This is a genomic window from Kordia sp., assembly GCF_045105435.1.
Taxonomy (GTDB): domain Bacteria; phylum Bacteroidota; class Bacteroidia; order Flavobacteriales; family Flavobacteriaceae; genus Kordia.
In genome coordinates, this window is sequence record NZ_JBGCDL010000254.1 from 1 (window position 1) to 14,539 (window position 14,539).

Genomic DNA, 14,539 nt, shown 5'->3' on the forward strand with positions numbered 1-14,539 from the left:
TTTTACTTCACTCCTATTTTACTAGCAATCCAATCGTTGATAGCAGGAATCATGCGAAGTTTATAAATCACAATTCCGTTTACCATCATACATGTTCCTACTTTTATCAGGATATCCAAAATGATCCTATTTGTTGTGGGAATGTTGTGTAATAAACTCACGCTTCCCACAAATGAAAGCAGTAGCCAAATATGTTTTTGGGTAAATGGCTGAATTTTATATTTTGAATAGATAAAAATCAGCTTCACGGTATTGTACAACGTCATGGAAATCAACGTGGCATAAGCTGCACCTTCAATTCCCCAATTCAGATATTTGATAAAATACACATTCAACGAAATATTCAACACCACCAAAATAGCAATGGCAACCATATTGAAACGGAAGTATTTTGAGTATAAAAGTATGTGCGAATTGAACGAAGTTGTCATATCAACAACCACATTAAAGCTCAGAATTAAAATCACAGGAATGGTATCGAGTAAGTTTTCGCGTGTTGGTAAAATGGAAAATAAATCATCTACACCTAAAAAGATACAACAGAGTAAAAATCCGCCAATAGCAAATAACAATTTAGACACTTCTTGATACTTTTTCCCTAACGAAGAAATAGCATCTTTTGCAATATATTCTGTGATGATCGGACTGTAAATGGTATACAATCCAATTGCAGGAATCGCCAATGTTGCCGCCAAGACCACACCAATACTATACGTCCCGTTGGCTGTCATAGCATTGCCGCCTTCAATTAAATTTGGCACCATAATTCCGTCAATCTTAAACGCTAATAACGAACCTAGAATGCTAAAAAATGCAAAGAGACTGTATTTTGCATATTCCTTTTTAAAAGAACGATCAAACACTTTTTTGGGTGAAAAATTGAACTGAATATTCGCTACTTTTTTCACGTACCAAAGCGCAATCATCATCATAACTACAAAACAAAGTACATAAATGTTTTTCCCTGTTTCTATAGAAATATGATTTGCTAAATAGAGTAAAAATATAGTTGGAAAGAAAACTTTAATTGAAAAACGTTCCAACACGGTCGGAATCGCAATTTTTTTATAGTTAGACGCTTGTCGTTTGCAAACGTCCATAATCGCGAAAGCAAAACCGACAATGACCGAATATTCTATATAATCAAAGGCGTGAAAATCTGTGAACAGACTCGAAAACGAACTTGCCAACAATAAAAATATCGTAGAAAACAACACACTATTTACAACCACAACGAGTAATGTGGTTGAAAAAAAGATGTTGCGCTTTTCAGCAGATGCTTTAAATCGCGGAAAATAATTTACTAGTGATTGTGAAGTTCCAAATACAAAAAATGCCATCAGAATTTGTGCGCCATCAAAAATATAGCGCATAATTCCTAAAAACTCCTTGTCATTTGGGTAAATAAAAAGCGTAGACACAATTCCGATAGCGGCACCAACATAGTTGATGATACTAAATTTAAGCGTTTGTGACGATACTTCTTTTTGGTGTTTTTCCAATCGTGCAGTTATTATAGAAACAAATGTACGGATTTTTGGGTTTGGTTGGTTTATAGCTTTACTCTTGCGAGTTTATTATTGGTAGCTTTTAGTAAATCGTTTTCTCCATTTACTTCAAAACAAAACTCATAGACTAATTTACTTTTCAACTTCTAAAATTATATATCAAAACAGTTATTGCTTCTATAAAATATAGAGGTTCGCCATTCTTTATGATTGATTGGTCCTAAACCATGAAAGTCAATTTTTCTAAATCCGTTGTTTTTAAAATGCTCGTATCCTTCAGCATATTCATCTCGGTCGGAATTATCCCAAATAACAACACCGTCATCTTTTAAGGCTTTAATACATTTCTTTGCACATTCTACCCTATCTCTACCATCAATTACTATAATGTCAAATTCATTGGTGAACTCCAGTATTTTATCACTATACCCATCTTTTAAGGGAATGTACTTGTAATCGACATTGTCTAATGAACGGATTTCATTTATTTTTTGATCAAAGAACCCTTTATCGTGTTCTACAGAGCATAAACTTTTTACTTTTGATGCAAACCAAAGTGTAGAATTTCCGCTTCCATACTCAAAAACCTTAAATGATGTGTTTTCTAATTTTTGATTGATAAAATGGATTGATGCATACGTAAACCAAGGTAATGGTAAATTGTTTTTATCAACGGGAGCTAGTAAAAATCTACTTAAAAACCATCCTTTCGGCATTAAGTAATTTTTAGAGAAAAAGTACAGCTCTAACAACTTGGCTGTGTATTTATATTTGCGTAATATCTTTTTTATGAATTTCATCAGTAGAGATAAAAATTGTTGGTGAAATTTTACATTACAATATTAGTGTTTTATTTTTCCTTTTAAAGTGTTTTTAGGTTTTTGATTACAAAACTATGAAATTAATAGACATACGCCTGTAACATTATCTTCTCAAAGTAATATTTGTATTATATACAAGTTTTTGATTGTTTTCTGTGTAATGTATGGCTATCCAATAATCACTTGATGGAAGTGCTTGCCCATTATAGCTTCCATCCCATTGCGGATAGTTAGGTGTTAGTATCGTCAGTAATTTTCCGTAACGATTGTATATATACACCAAATAATCACATCCTTGAACGTCTTCTAGGTACCAAGTATCATTAAAGCTATCGTTATTTGGTGTGAAAAAATTGCGAATTCTAAAACACCTTTCAGTTTCAGCTTCATCTTCACAAAGTAATTCAGCTACTGAAAACATGGCAACACATTCTAGATTATTTTGTTCAATAGTTATGTTCGTGTATAGACCGAAATCTAAATTTTCAATAACTATATTTCCTTGATCATCTGCAAGTATTGACAACATATTAGGTATCGAATTCAATTCATAAGAAACTGTATAAATAGTGTTTGGAATGGCTCCCTGAAAAATTATACTTCCATCGTTGATATCACATGAACTCGGATTCATCGTTAGTAATGATAGATTAAATACTGGATCTTCTATTAGAATTGCACCTAGATTAATGATACAACTTGTGGCAGTTTCTTCAATTATAATCGATGTATAGTTTCCTGCTTGCAAGTTGTTAATTTCTATATCTCCAGAAGCATTTGATGTGACTGTAATCGTTTCTGTAGTTCCGTTTAAAACATAAGAAACAGTGTAATCGGTATTGGCAGCAGCTCCTTGAAATGTAATTGCTCCATCATTGATGCCACATCCACTTGGACTGGTTATCATGGAGTTTAGCATTAGCGCAACACCTTCTATTTCTAACTCACCAATTCCATCTGTACAAGAGTTAATCGTATCAACAACCATTATAAATTCATAAATACCTTCGCTTAAATTTGTTATCAAAATTTCACCATTAACATCTGCCTCATATTGATTTTGAACTAAGTTTGATTCGTAAAAATAATCTACTACATAATTCTGATTAGGAGTCAGATCTGAAATTAAAATAGTCCCATCTGAACTGCCGCAAGCGGATAGATTGCTCGCTGTGAATGTTAGCACAAAAGTCGGTTCGCCTATAAATATATCTCCTAAAGAATCTTCACAATTTGAATTTGTGTCTATTACTTCAAATGAAATATATAGTCCACCTGAGAGATTAGACACTAGTATTTCTCCATTTACATCAGAAGTTAAATTGAGTGTTTCTTGAACAGCGTTGAACTCATAACTTATTTGATATGTTGTATTAGCATCTAAGTTTTCTAATACTATGTTTCCATCTGAAGCTCCGCACATTGATGGGTTTTGTGTAGTATAAGTTACCTCTAAACTGCTTGAATTGAGGGAGACGTTTCCAACATTATCCGAGCAACTCATGGTACCATTAGTCACAAAAATATTAGTATACTCGCCTTCAAGCAAACCTGTTATTGACAATTCACCATTAGCATTTGATGTGATCGTTTGAGTTATACTTGCAGATTCAAATTCATAGGCAATCTCATAAGTTGTATTTGCACTCAAATTGCCTAGAATTATTTCTCCATCGCCTGCATCACAGCCACTAGGATTTTGTGTTGTTAGTATTGAAAAAGATAGTTCTCCTAATTCCAAAATCCAAACGGCACCTTTATCGTTTCCGTTTTCGCTATCTTTATAAGCCCCAACAGCAAAGCTATATGTTCCAGAATCGTTCAATACTGTTACTGAACCTCCAAAAAAATCTCCTTCATTGAGTGTTCCTGTAAAACAATTTTCTCCGAAAGTATATAAGTATTCTTCCGATACTGTACCATCTGTATTTAGTTCAATAATGTAAAAAGCTCCTGTTTGATTGAGTTGTGTTGGATTTTCCTGTCGCAATGCCCCAACTACAATTTCTATTTTACCATCATTGTCAATATCTACTACTCCATCTATAGATTCTCCAAAAAGTGCAGCATTTGTGATAGTTCCATTAAAACCACCTTCTAAGTTGGACACTTTTTGGTAGTTTTTTACCGTTCCATTAGCATTTAAAAACAATACATAAAAACTTCCTGAATTTGCAATTTGATCATCATCGCGGTATGCGCCTACTACAATATCATTAGTACCATCTTGGTCTAAATCTCCAATACTTGCAACCGATCCTCCAAAATAATCTTCAAACTCCAATAGTGCAAAAAAATCTCCTTGTGTATCACTTATTTTTTGATGACTGTTTACCGTAAAATCAGCATTCATAAATAGAATCCAAACAGCACCTCTTCTTGAACCACCATCGGCGTCTCTTCTTGAACCAACAGCTAAATCCTGTATTCCATCACCGTTTAAGTCTCCAATATTTTCTATGTCAGTACCAAAAATTGCATCTCCATTAATAAATCCGGTAAATCCACCTTGCGTATCACTTATTTTTGAATGTGCATTTACGGTTCCATCACTGTTTAAACTTAAAATCCAAACAGCGCCATGCCAAAATCCACCATCTCCATCATAATCAGCACCAACTGCCAACTCAATAAGCCCATCATTATTTAGATCTCCCAAATACGCTACAGCACCTCCAAACCTATCTTCTGCATCTAAGATTCCAGTGAAGTTTCCGCTAGTATCACTAATTTTTGTATGAGAAATCACTTCGTTATTTGAATCCATAAATAAAATCCAAACGGCACCTTTGTTTGTACCTCCATCATCATCTGTATAAGCTCCTAACGCTAAATCATTAACACCATTTCCATCGAGGTCTCCTATCGCATCTATTGAGATTCCAAAATTATCATTTACATCAAGATCTCCTATAAAATTCCCTACGGATTCATTTATTTTTTGAGAATCAGCAACTGAATAATTCTGAGTGTAACTAAGGCAGTTATACATCAAAAAAATAAAAAATAGGATTCTTTTAAGCATTCTAAATTATTCGAAAAAATAAAAAATAAAAATGATGATATCGTTATATTTGTAATAAATAAAAATTATGGATTTACTCTATAGAATTATATATCAACCAATAATTAATAAAGTCATTAGAAATATAAGTTATTTTTTTGTTTCAATCTTACCTTCAAAATTTAAAATTAATCCGTCTGGAAAGTTAAAAATTACCATTGATGAACATCATGGTTCTTTCATTTTAAAAACAAATCAGACTAGTTATATAAGCAGACAAATTTTTTGGGAAGGCGCTTTAAATTTTGAATACACACCAGTGTTTATCGGTTTAATAAAAAAAGTAAGTGTGTTTTTTGACATCGGATCTAATATTGGTTATTATTCTATTTTAGGAGCTAAGGTTAACCCTAAATTGATCACTTATGCCTTTGAACCTTCTATAGGAGTTAAAACTTATTTAGGTGAAAATATAAAAATAAATCAGTTATCCAATAACATACGTCTTGAACCATATGCACTTATGGATACGCCGGGAGAAATTGATTTTTTTGAAATTCGAAATAAAAAATATCCTTCCATTTACAACTTATCGGGAGAGCATAATATTGGCACAAAGACCTATAAATTATCCAATAAAATTAGAGTACAATCAACAACGTTGGATCTTTATTTTTCAGACAATCAAATACAAGCACTAGATTTAATTAAATTGGATACTGAAGGCGCTGAATGTCTAATTTTGAAAGGAGCAGATGATACGATACAAAAAAAGCAACCTATCATTATATGTGAACTACTGTTCAACAAGATAGAAGCAGAGTTAGAAGTAATAATGCGCAAACATAAGTATACTTTTTATGCACATACAGATGATGGTTTAAAATTGGTTGATACTTTGATAAGAACGCAAGATGATGGTGTTAGAAATGTATTTTTTGTACCAGAAAGTAAATTTTCATTAATAGAAGAATGGATTATAAATTAACGCTACAGATAGTTCTTCTATTTTTAAAGAAAAGTTATATTTTACCCTAAATTAGAAACCTCATAACTTCAAGATGCTTTATTACATTATCATTCCTGCGCATAACGAAGCCGATTTTATTAAAATGACGCTCACTTCTGTTGTGCAACAAACCTTGTTACCTAAAAAAGTAGTGGTTGTGAATGATAATTCATCTGACGACACCGAAAGTATCATTGATGCATTTGTACAGCAGCATAGTTTCATCACGAAAGTAAACACCAACGCACAAAACGAACATATTCCTGGAAGTAAAGTTGTAGAAGCTTTTTATAAAGGTTTTGAAATTTTGGATGAAAATTTTGACATCGTTGTAAAACTGGATGCCGACATTATTTTACCAACACATTATTTTGAAACGATTTGCAATCATTTCGAGAAAAGCCCAAAAATTGGAATCGCAGGTGGTTTGGCATATATTGAAAAGAATGGCGAGTGGATTTACGAATCTATTGCAGATAAAAATCATGTACGCGGTCCTTTTAAAGCCTATAGAAAAACGTGTTTTGAACAAATTGGTGGTTTGCAAAAATCATTAGGTTGGGACACTGCCGATGTACTGTTAGCTCGTTTTTATGGATGGAATGTGTTTGTAGATGAATCGTTACATGTAAAACACTTAAAACCAACTGGAAACGCGTATAAAGAAAAAGTACACCGCAATCATGGAATGGTTTTTTACAAACTCGGATACGGTTTTTGGATTTCACTAATTGCAGCTCTTAAAATTGCGCTAAAGAAGAAAAGTTTCAAGGTTTTTTCAGCGTATATGAATGGCTATTTTTCGGCTAAAAATATAAAGACTGAAAAAATGGTCAATTTAGAACAGGCAAAATTCATACGTAGCTACAGACGTACGCAAATAGCGCAAAAATTAAAAGGTTTTTTAGGCTTCTAATAGTCAGAAAAATAGCAGGTAATATTCCGCGTTTTTAACAAAAAGTTATTGTATTTCAGAAATTAAACGTATTTTAGTAGAAATTACCTTTCAAGAAACCCACATTCAGCAAAAAATATATACATGATCAATGCAATTATCATTGAAGATGAAACGTCTTCAATGGAATATTTGGCATCTGTTTTAAAACAAAATCACAAAAATATTAAAGTTAACGGTTGGGCTTCCGATGTTGAAAGTGCTGTAGCTCTTATTCAGAGAAAAGCGCCTGAAATTGTGTTTTTAGACATTCAATTAAAAGATGGTAGCGGTTTTCAAGTACTAGATAAACTACAAAGCGAAATGACTTTTGAAGTTATTTTCACGACTGGTTTTGTAGATTACAAGGAGAAAGCAATGGACTATTTTGCTTTTTATTATTTAAATAAACCCATACAACAAACGCAACTGCAAAAGGTGTTAGAGATGTATGAGTTGAAACGTTCTGCTTTTGACAAACGAAAGTATCAAGCACTTAAAGAACAAATAGAAAATAAAAACAAAGCCATTACTATTTTTGAAAGAGGCGAATATACTTCCGTGCGATTTTCAAACATTTTATATTGCGAAGCTTCTGGAAATTACACAACACTTCACCTGAAACAAACTAAACAATTGATTGTTTCAAAAAATTTAAAACGTGTCGAAGACATGCTAGGCGAAAACGGTTTTTTTAGAGTGCATCGCTCTTTCTTGATAAATATCACCAAGATAAAAGAGTTTACACCTGACGGAATTCTTGTCATGGCAAATAACATGGAAATTGCGACTTCCGTTAGAAATCGTAAAAAAGTAGTCGATTTTTTAAAACATTACAACAGCAATCAACATTAGTTTTTCAACGCACTTTCAATCGGATCGCCAGTAGCTGCATTTGGAAGTGAAATTTCTAATAATGCCGAAATAGTTGGCGCAATGTCGGTAATTTTTGTACGCTGTAAAGTTTCTCCTTGTTGAATACCATTTCCATAGAAAAGTAACGGAACATGTGTATCGTAATTAAATCCAGAACCGTGTGTAGAACCTGTGCGCGAATATGAAATTGTAGCGATGTCCAATACAAAACATACATCGCCCGATCGCTTTTGACTGAATCCGCGTTGTAATGCGGCTGCAATTCCGTGTGTAAATTCGCTATTTAAAAAAGCTGTTCGTGTATATACTTTTGAAACTTTATCGTAACTCAACAACTCTTGTTGCAATGCGTTTTCTATTGCTGTATTAGAAAGTTTCAAGCGTTTAATTTCTGCATAGTTTAAAAATACTTGTCCACTGGAAATGTTTTCGATCAATGCTTCACTTCCATACGTTGTATTTAAAAAACTTATCAAATGCTTTTTTAACTTGCCATTATCAAAATATCCTGCTGGAATTTTTTGGTCTTGCAAATACGATGGTACATGAACCGCTGCATGATCTGCCGTTAAGAAAATGGTATAGTTTCCTTTTCCAACTTCCGCATCTAGCGTAGCAAATAAACGTTCAATATCTTGATCGAGTCGTAAATAGGTATCTTGAATTTCTATAGAATTCACACCAAAACGATGTCCAACATAATCCGTACTCGAATAACTTAGCGCTAAGAAATCGGTATCGGCATCTTTACCTAAACTTTCACCTTTTATAGCAGCAATGGCAAAATCGGTTGTTAGGTTATTTCCATACGCAGTTGCTTTCAAAATATCGAATCCGCCATTTTCTTCTTGCAAACTTTTTAAATCGTACGGAAAAGCGGCATTTGCTTTTCCTTTAAATGTTCCTTCATACGTACTTAAATCCGCATCACTTTCCACATACGTATTAACATCATATAAAGTATTCCACGTAGTCAAATATTTTTCAGCTTCATCGGCTGCATTGAATTCTTTTACCCAAGTTGGCAATTCATTTGTGTAATATGTACTTGTAATCCAATTTCCTTTATCTTTTCCATAAAACCAATACGCACCATTTGCTGAGTGACCTGCTGGCAAAATAGCGCCTCTATCTTTTATGGCAATTCCGATTACTTTTCCGCGTTGTTGTGTATCTAAGCGCAATTGATCTGTTACCGTTGTTGTTTGCATTCTGTGTGGCGACATTTTTCCTGCCCATTGTCCTTCAACTCCAACCGAAGATTGATTTTCATCGGAAGCACAGTATACACTTTTCTTTATGAATTTATCATACCAATCGTTGGCAATAATTCCGTGGTTTTCTGGCGTTGTTCCTGTATACACGGAAGCGTGTCCTGGACCTGTATATGTAGGAATGTAATTGTAATGATTGTTTTTACAATTATAACCACCATTCATCATTCGCATAAAACCGCCATTACTATACTTGCTTTGAAAACGCGTTAAATAGTCATATCGCATTTGGTCAACTACAATACCAACTACTAATTTTGGCTTTGCAGTTGTTGTAATTTGTACGGTTGCATTGGTGGTTGTATTCACTTTTTGTTTTACAGAAATACACTGAACAAAAAATAAGCACAATATGCTAAGTAAGACACTATTTTTCATAATACGTTTTCTCGTTTATTTAGGTTCGGGAAACTTATATTCCATCAAAAGTAATTGTTTTACTGCAAATACCATTTTAACTAATCATTAAATCGTTAATTATTTTCTTAGCTAACACGAATGATGTATTTTTAGCCCATGATTTACCTAGAAAATATAGGACGCTACTTTTTGATGTTAAAAAGCGTATTTAGTAAAATGACCAAATGGTCCATACTAAGAAATCTTATCTTTAAAGAAATCGATGATTTAATCATTGGTTCTTTAGGTATTGTATGTTTTATTTCCTTTTTCGTTGGTGGTGTTGTTGCGATACAAACTGCCTTAAACATCACCAATCCTATAATTCCTAAATACCTTGTTGGATTTGCTACACGACAATCAGTAATTCTAGAATTTGCTCCGACATTCATTTCTATTATTATGGCTGGAAAAGTAGGCTCTTTTATTACTTCAAGTATAGGAACTATGCGTGTAACTGAACAAATTGACGCTTTGGAAGTTATGGGAGTAAATTCATTGAATTATCTCGTATTCCCTAAGATTGTTGCCTTGTCTTTATATCCTTTTGTAATTACAATAGCGATGTTTTTAGGCGTTTTCGGTGGATGGGTAGCTTGTATTTATGGAGGTTTTTCAACGAGTGCCGATTTTGTTCAAGGATTGCAAACTGAATTTATTCCATTTCACGTGACGTACGCCTTTTTAAAGACGTTTATATTTGCGTTTATACTAGCAACGATTCCTTCTTTTTATGGGTTTTACATGAAAGGTGGCGCTTTTGAAGTTGGAAAAGCAAGTACGACTTCGTTCGTTTGGACGAGTGTTACAATTATTTTGGTAAATTACCTCATCACACAATTATTATTGACCTAATGATCGAAGTAAAAAACATAAAGAAATCTTTTGATGAAGTTGAAATTTTAAAAGGAATTTCAACAATATTCGAGAAGGGAAAAACCAATCTAATTATTGGGCAAAGTGGATCTGGAAAGACTGTTTTTTTAAAGTCATTATTAGGATTACACACACCCGAAGAAGGTGCTATTTTGTTTGATGGGAAAGATTATAAAAGTTTATCTACACAAGAAAAACGAGAACTCCGTACCGAAATGGGCATGGTTTTTCAAGGAAGTGCTTTGTTTGATTCAATGACCGTTTCAGAAAACGTAATGTTTCCGTTGCGTATGTTTACCAATCAATCTGTAAGTGAAATGCAAGATCGTGTAGATATTGTATTGAAACGTGTAAACTTAACAAATGCACATCATAAATTCCCGGCTGAAACTTCTGGTGGAATGCAAAAACGAGTTGCTATTGCGCGCGCTATTGTGATGAACCCGAAGTATTTATTTTGCGATGAACCCAACTCTGGACTCGATCCAAAAACGGCAATTGTCATTGATAATTTGATTCAAGAAATTACAGACGAATATAATATTACAACCGTTATTAACACACATGATATGAACTCTGTGATGGAAATTGGCGAAAAAATTGTCTTCTTAAAAAACGGTCTCAAAGCTTGGGAAGGCACCAATAAGGAAATTTTTAAAACCGATAATGAATCTGTAACGGACTTTGTGTATTCTTCTGATTTATTCAAAAAAGTAAGAGAAGTATATTTAAAAGAATTGAAAGATTAAATTCAAAAAATAAATCATTTCAAACTTAAAAAAGGGAGCTTAACTGGTAAATTTTGTCAAACCGAATCAAGTTCAGAATGCTGTTTCTAATCGGCTTTTTATAAACTAAAAAAGCGAACCATAACAAGTCCGCTTTTTCAATATCATTATTTTTTAATATTTACTCTATATCTCTAATACGCTCCACAATCAACGTATCTAACGCAAGTTTTTGACGCAACCACACTTTCAATTCTCCTTCACGAATGGTTTGTATACTATCTGTCAATTGAGGATTCCATTTTACAACTGCTACAGGAATGGTATCAGTTCTAATAAAATCTTGAGAACTTAACATCTTGGAAAATCCAAATTGACGTAAGTCAGCATATTTAATTTTTGCATCTTTTGAAAGCGAACTAAAGTCAAAGTAATTTGCGTCTTGCAATGCTGCTTTCGATTTTAATTGTTCATTTAAACTTAAAACTTTTAGGTTTAATTCTTTGATATCTTCTTCCAATCCTAAAATGACTATTTCCTTACGATCCAAGTCTTTGTAAGCTCTATCTAAAGCATCCGAAATTTTATCTACACTTCTATTTTTATTACCAAAAACCTTTAATTTAAAGTCTTTAATACTTTCGTAATTTTTTATATCGCTTTCATATTGAGCTTTTAAAGCAGAAGAAACTTCCCCATTAAAGTGTAGAAATATAATTTTATTATCGACGTCTAAATCTTCTTTTCGTTTTTGTAACCAAACTTCAGGGTTCTTTTCTATTTTTTCTACAAATAAGTTATAATCTCTATTGATATTACTTTCTACCAATACTTTCCAAAACGTCCAAACCGCTGGAATCATTACTGCCAATGCTACTACTGAAGCCAATCGCGAAATCCGTTTTCGTCTTGCAGAATTGGCGTATTTTAACATTGGGAAACGCAGAATTTTTAAGACTAAAAATGTTGCCAATGCAATGAAAATTGTATTTATGACAAATAAGTACATGGCACCACCAGCATATTCTATTCCTAACTTTCCTCCTTTGGCAAGTCCAAAACCAACCGTACATAATGGTGGCATTAAGGCTGTTGCAATTGCTACTCCAAAGATTACAGAAGCTATGGTTCCTTTTTTTGTTCTGGCAATAATTAATGCCAAACCTCCAAAGAAAGCGATCAATACATCACGGATATCTGGTTTTGTCCTGGCTAATAATTCGGAAGAATCTTCTTGTAATGGAAAGAATTTAAAAAATAGAAACGCCGTTAGTATACTTAATACAACCATGACTCCAAAGTTGATCAGCGATTTACGAAGTGTATCAATATCATTAATAGCAATGGACATTCCCATTCCTAAAATCGGCCCCATTAGTGGAGATATTAACATGGCTCCAATGACTACGGCAGTCGAATCAGCATTTAGTCCGACCGATGCAATAAAGATCGAACATATTAAAATCCAAGTCGTAGCGCCTCTAAATGGAATGTCTTTTTTGACATCTTCAATGGTTTGATCTTTATCAACATCATCTCTTATATCTAAAAGATTGTGTAAAAATCGTTTAAATCCTTGCCATAATCCTTTCGGATCATCCACAACTTGTGTTCCGTTAGTAGCTCCGTTTTTTGGTTCGTCTTCTGTAAAATTGAATTTATTTTCTCCTTCTGTACTCATCTGTATTATCCGTAATTTTCACCAAAGGTATCTTTGACTTTTTGTAAAACTTTTTTAATGTCTTGCTCTTTTGTTTTTGGATAAATCAACAAAACATCTTCTTTATCAACCACAATATAATCATTTAATCCGTCAATCACCACGACTTTTTTACCAGTCGTACGAATCATGTTTCCGCTTGCATCTTGTAAAATAGGTTTTGCATTTACAACTGCATTTCCGTTTTCTTCTTTATCTAGCTTATCATACAAACTTCCCCAAGTTCCTAAATCATTCCAGTCAAACGTAGCTGGCAGAACGTATACTTGTGTCGCATGTTCCATAATGGCATAATCAATTGAGATGTTTTCGGCTTGACCGTAATTATCTCGAATAAAATCGTCTTCAAAATCTGTATTATATACCGAAATACCTTGCTCAAATAGTGTATATAGCGTTGGTTGAAATTTTTGGAAAGATGTTACAATTGTTTCCACACTCCAAATAAAAATTCCTGCATTCCATAAGTATGCGCCGCTTTCCAAGAATTTTTTCGCCGTTTCATAATCTGGTTTTTCCGTGAATTTGTTCACTTTTTTGATTGCAGATTCACTTTTTTCAAAATTGATATATCCGTAACCTGTGTTGGCAAATGTGGGCTGAATTCCCAAAGTCATCAACACATTTTCTTCTGCACATTTGTCAAAAGAAGCTTGTAAATTACCTATGAAAGCGTTTTCATCTTCAATCCAATGATCGCTTGGTGCAACCACCATTACGGCATTTGGGTTTTCTTTTTGAATTTTGAGTGATGCATATAAAATACACGGCGCTGTATTGCGCATGGCAGGCTCTAAAACTACTTGCTTTTGCGTTGCATCTGGCAATTGTTCTAAAACGAGATCGTTGTATTTTTCATTCGTAAGAATGTATATATTTTCTTTTGGAATTAACTTTGATAGTCTGTGAAATGTTTTTTGGATCAAGGTTTCTCCTGTGCCTAACATGTCGTGAAACTGCTTAGGAAAGCTCGAAGTGCTTACAGGCCAAAAACGCGATCCTACACCGCCAGCCATGAGAATTGCATAATAATTCTTGTTCATTGTCATCAATATTCGTTGGTAGGTTTTCGATTATGAAAGCAATATAATACAGATTGCTGAAATAAATACCAAAAGAGCGAATTATTAACGGCTTTGTATCGTTGATTGGTTATAAAACTTAGACGTCTGAATTCTTTTTGAAAGCATCCATTTTATTTTACGTGTGAATGTTCGTTAATTGAAAGTATACATATTTCTGGTAACAGATTAACTCCGCAACAACTCAACCTCAGCATTTGGATTGAATAAGTACATACGACCTGTAGCAACCTCAACACATTCATAGCGTTTGACACGTTTGTTTCCGCGTTGAAATATTTTCCCGTTATGCATTCGGAATGTACTTC

At 33.5% G+C, this 14,539-nt stretch carries 11 protein-coding genes and 1 pseudogene; 5 read left to right on the forward strand and 7 right to left on the reverse strand.

Going from position 1 to position 14,539, the window contains the following annotated elements; all coding sequences use genetic code 11:
- Nucleotides 1-2: 2 nt before the first annotated feature.
- The 3 genes from AB8B65_RS12965 to AB8B65_RS12975 all read right to left on the reverse strand — a co-directional run bounded on the left by AB8B65_RS12965 (nt 3) and on the right by AB8B65_RS12975 (nt 5,354).
- Nucleotides 3-1,502 carry a polysaccharide biosynthesis C-terminal domain-containing protein gene (locus AB8B65_RS12965; protein WP_405301503.1) on the reverse strand — a complete coding sequence of 500 codons (1,500 nt, stop codon included), beginning with the start codon at nt 1,500-1,502 and terminating at the stop codon, nt 3-5.
- 158 nt (nt 1,503-1,660) lie between these two features.
- A complete protein-coding gene (locus AB8B65_RS12970) occupies nt 1,661-2,308 on the reverse strand; it encodes a hypothetical protein (protein ID WP_405301504.1) in 648 nt (215 codons plus the stop codon).
- A gap of 124 nt (nt 2,309-2,432) precedes the next feature.
- Nucleotides 2,433-5,354: a T9SS type B sorting domain-containing protein gene (locus AB8B65_RS12975; protein ID WP_405301505.1), complete on the reverse strand. Its 2,922-nt coding sequence runs from the start codon at nt 5,352-5,354 to the stop codon at nt 2,433-2,435.
- Between the two features lie 67 nt (nt 5,355-5,421).
- On the opposite strand from AB8B65_RS12975, the gene AB8B65_RS12980 reads away from it, so the two are divergent.
- The 3 genes from AB8B65_RS12980 to AB8B65_RS12990 all read left to right on the forward strand — a co-directional run bounded on the left by AB8B65_RS12980 (nt 5,422) and on the right by AB8B65_RS12990 (nt 8,131).
- Nucleotides 5,422-6,321: an FkbM family methyltransferase gene (locus AB8B65_RS12980; RefSeq protein WP_405301506.1), complete on the forward strand. Its 900-nt coding sequence runs from the start codon at nt 5,422-5,424 to the stop codon at nt 6,319-6,321.
- A 73-nt stretch (nt 6,322-6,394) separates the two neighbouring features.
- Complete coding sequence (locus tag AB8B65_RS12985) at nt 6,395-7,258, forward strand: glycosyltransferase (protein WP_405301508.1); 864 nt, start codon at nt 6,395-6,397, stop codon at nt 7,256-7,258.
- Nucleotides 7,259-7,381: 123 nt separating this feature from the next.
- On the forward strand, nt 7,382-8,131 hold the full coding sequence (locus tag AB8B65_RS12990; RefSeq protein WP_405301509.1) for a LytR/AlgR family response regulator transcription factor: 750 nt from the start codon (nt 7,382-7,384) through the stop codon (nt 8,129-8,131).
- On the opposite strand, the gene pafA is transcribed toward AB8B65_RS12990, so the two are convergent.
- Nucleotides 8,128-9,804, reverse strand: a complete 1,677-nt coding sequence (gene pafA / locus AB8B65_RS12995; RefSeq protein ID WP_405301510.1) for an alkaline phosphatase PafA — start codon at nt 9,802-9,804, stop codon at nt 8,128-8,130. The two genes, AB8B65_RS12990 and pafA, sit on opposite strands and share 4 nt — an antisense overlap.
- 138 nt (nt 9,805-9,942) lie before the next feature.
- Between pafA and AB8B65_RS13000 the strand changes: the two genes are divergently transcribed.
- Both AB8B65_RS13000 and AB8B65_RS13005 read left to right on the forward strand, forming a co-directional pair.
- Nucleotides 9,943-10,680 carry an MlaE family ABC transporter permease gene (locus AB8B65_RS13000; protein WP_405301512.1) on the forward strand — a complete coding sequence of 246 codons (738 nt, stop codon included), beginning with the start codon at nt 9,943-9,945 and terminating at the stop codon, nt 10,678-10,680.
- A complete protein-coding gene (locus tag AB8B65_RS13005; protein ID WP_405301514.1) occupies nt 10,680-11,450 on the forward strand; it encodes an ABC transporter ATP-binding protein in 771 nt (256 codons plus the stop codon). Before AB8B65_RS13000 ends, AB8B65_RS13005 begins: the two co-directional genes overlap by 1 nt.
- Before the next feature lie 160 nt (nt 11,451-11,610).
- Here the strand turns inward: AB8B65_RS13005 and AB8B65_RS13010 are convergent, their stop codons facing one another.
- The 3 genes and pseudogenes from AB8B65_RS13010 to AB8B65_RS13020 form a co-directional block, all read right to left on the reverse strand.
- A complete protein-coding gene (locus tag AB8B65_RS13010; RefSeq protein WP_405301515.1) occupies nt 11,611-13,110 on the reverse strand; it encodes a DUF389 domain-containing protein in 1,500 nt (499 codons plus the stop codon).
- Nucleotides 13,111-13,115: 5 nt separating this feature from the next.
- Nucleotides 13,116-14,192: a mannose-1-phosphate guanylyltransferase gene (locus AB8B65_RS13015; RefSeq protein ID WP_405301516.1), complete on the reverse strand. Its 1,077-nt coding sequence runs from the start codon at nt 14,190-14,192 to the stop codon at nt 13,116-13,118.
- A 207-nt stretch (nt 14,193-14,399) separates the two neighbouring features.
- A pseudogene (locus AB8B65_RS13020) lies at nt 14,400-14,539 on the reverse strand (sprT domain-containing protein); the annotation flags it as partial.

What these genes read in the sequence shown, in the direction of transcription:
- AB8B65_RS12970 (WP_405301504.1), bottom strand. Translation starts at nt 2,308, where the DNA reads ATGAAATTCATAAAAAAGATATTACGCAAATATAAATACACAGCCAAG.
- AB8B65_RS12975 (WP_405301505.1), bottom strand. Translation starts at nt 5,354, where the DNA reads ATGCTTAAAAGAATCCTATTTTTTATTTTTTTGATGTATAACTGCCTT.
- AB8B65_RS12980 (WP_405301506.1), top strand. Translation starts at nt 5,422, where the DNA reads ATGGATTTACTCTATAGAATTATATATCAACCAATAATTAATAAAGTC.
- AB8B65_RS12985 (WP_405301508.1), top strand. Translation starts at nt 6,395, where the DNA reads ATGCTTTATTACATTATCATTCCTGCGCATAACGAAGCCGATTTTATT.
- AB8B65_RS12990 (WP_405301509.1), top strand. Translation starts at nt 7,382, where the DNA reads ATGATCAATGCAATTATCATTGAAGATGAAACGTCTTCAATGGAATAT.
- pafA (WP_405301510.1), bottom strand. Translation starts at nt 9,804, where the DNA reads ATGAAAAATAGTGTCTTACTTAGCATATTGTGCTTATTTTTTGTTCAG.
- AB8B65_RS13000 (WP_405301512.1), top strand. Translation starts at nt 9,943, where the DNA reads ATGATTTACCTAGAAAATATAGGACGCTACTTTTTGATGTTAAAAAGC.
- AB8B65_RS13005 (WP_405301514.1), top strand. Translation starts at nt 10,680, where the DNA reads ATGATCGAAGTAAAAAACATAAAGAAATCTTTTGATGAAGTTGAAATT.
- AB8B65_RS13010 (WP_405301515.1), bottom strand. Translation starts at nt 13,110, where the DNA reads ATGAGTACAGAAGGAGAAAATAAATTCAATTTTACAGAAGACGAACCA.
- AB8B65_RS13015 (WP_405301516.1), bottom strand. Translation starts at nt 14,192, where the DNA reads ATGAACAAGAATTATTATGCAATTCTCATGGCTGGCGGTGTAGGATCG.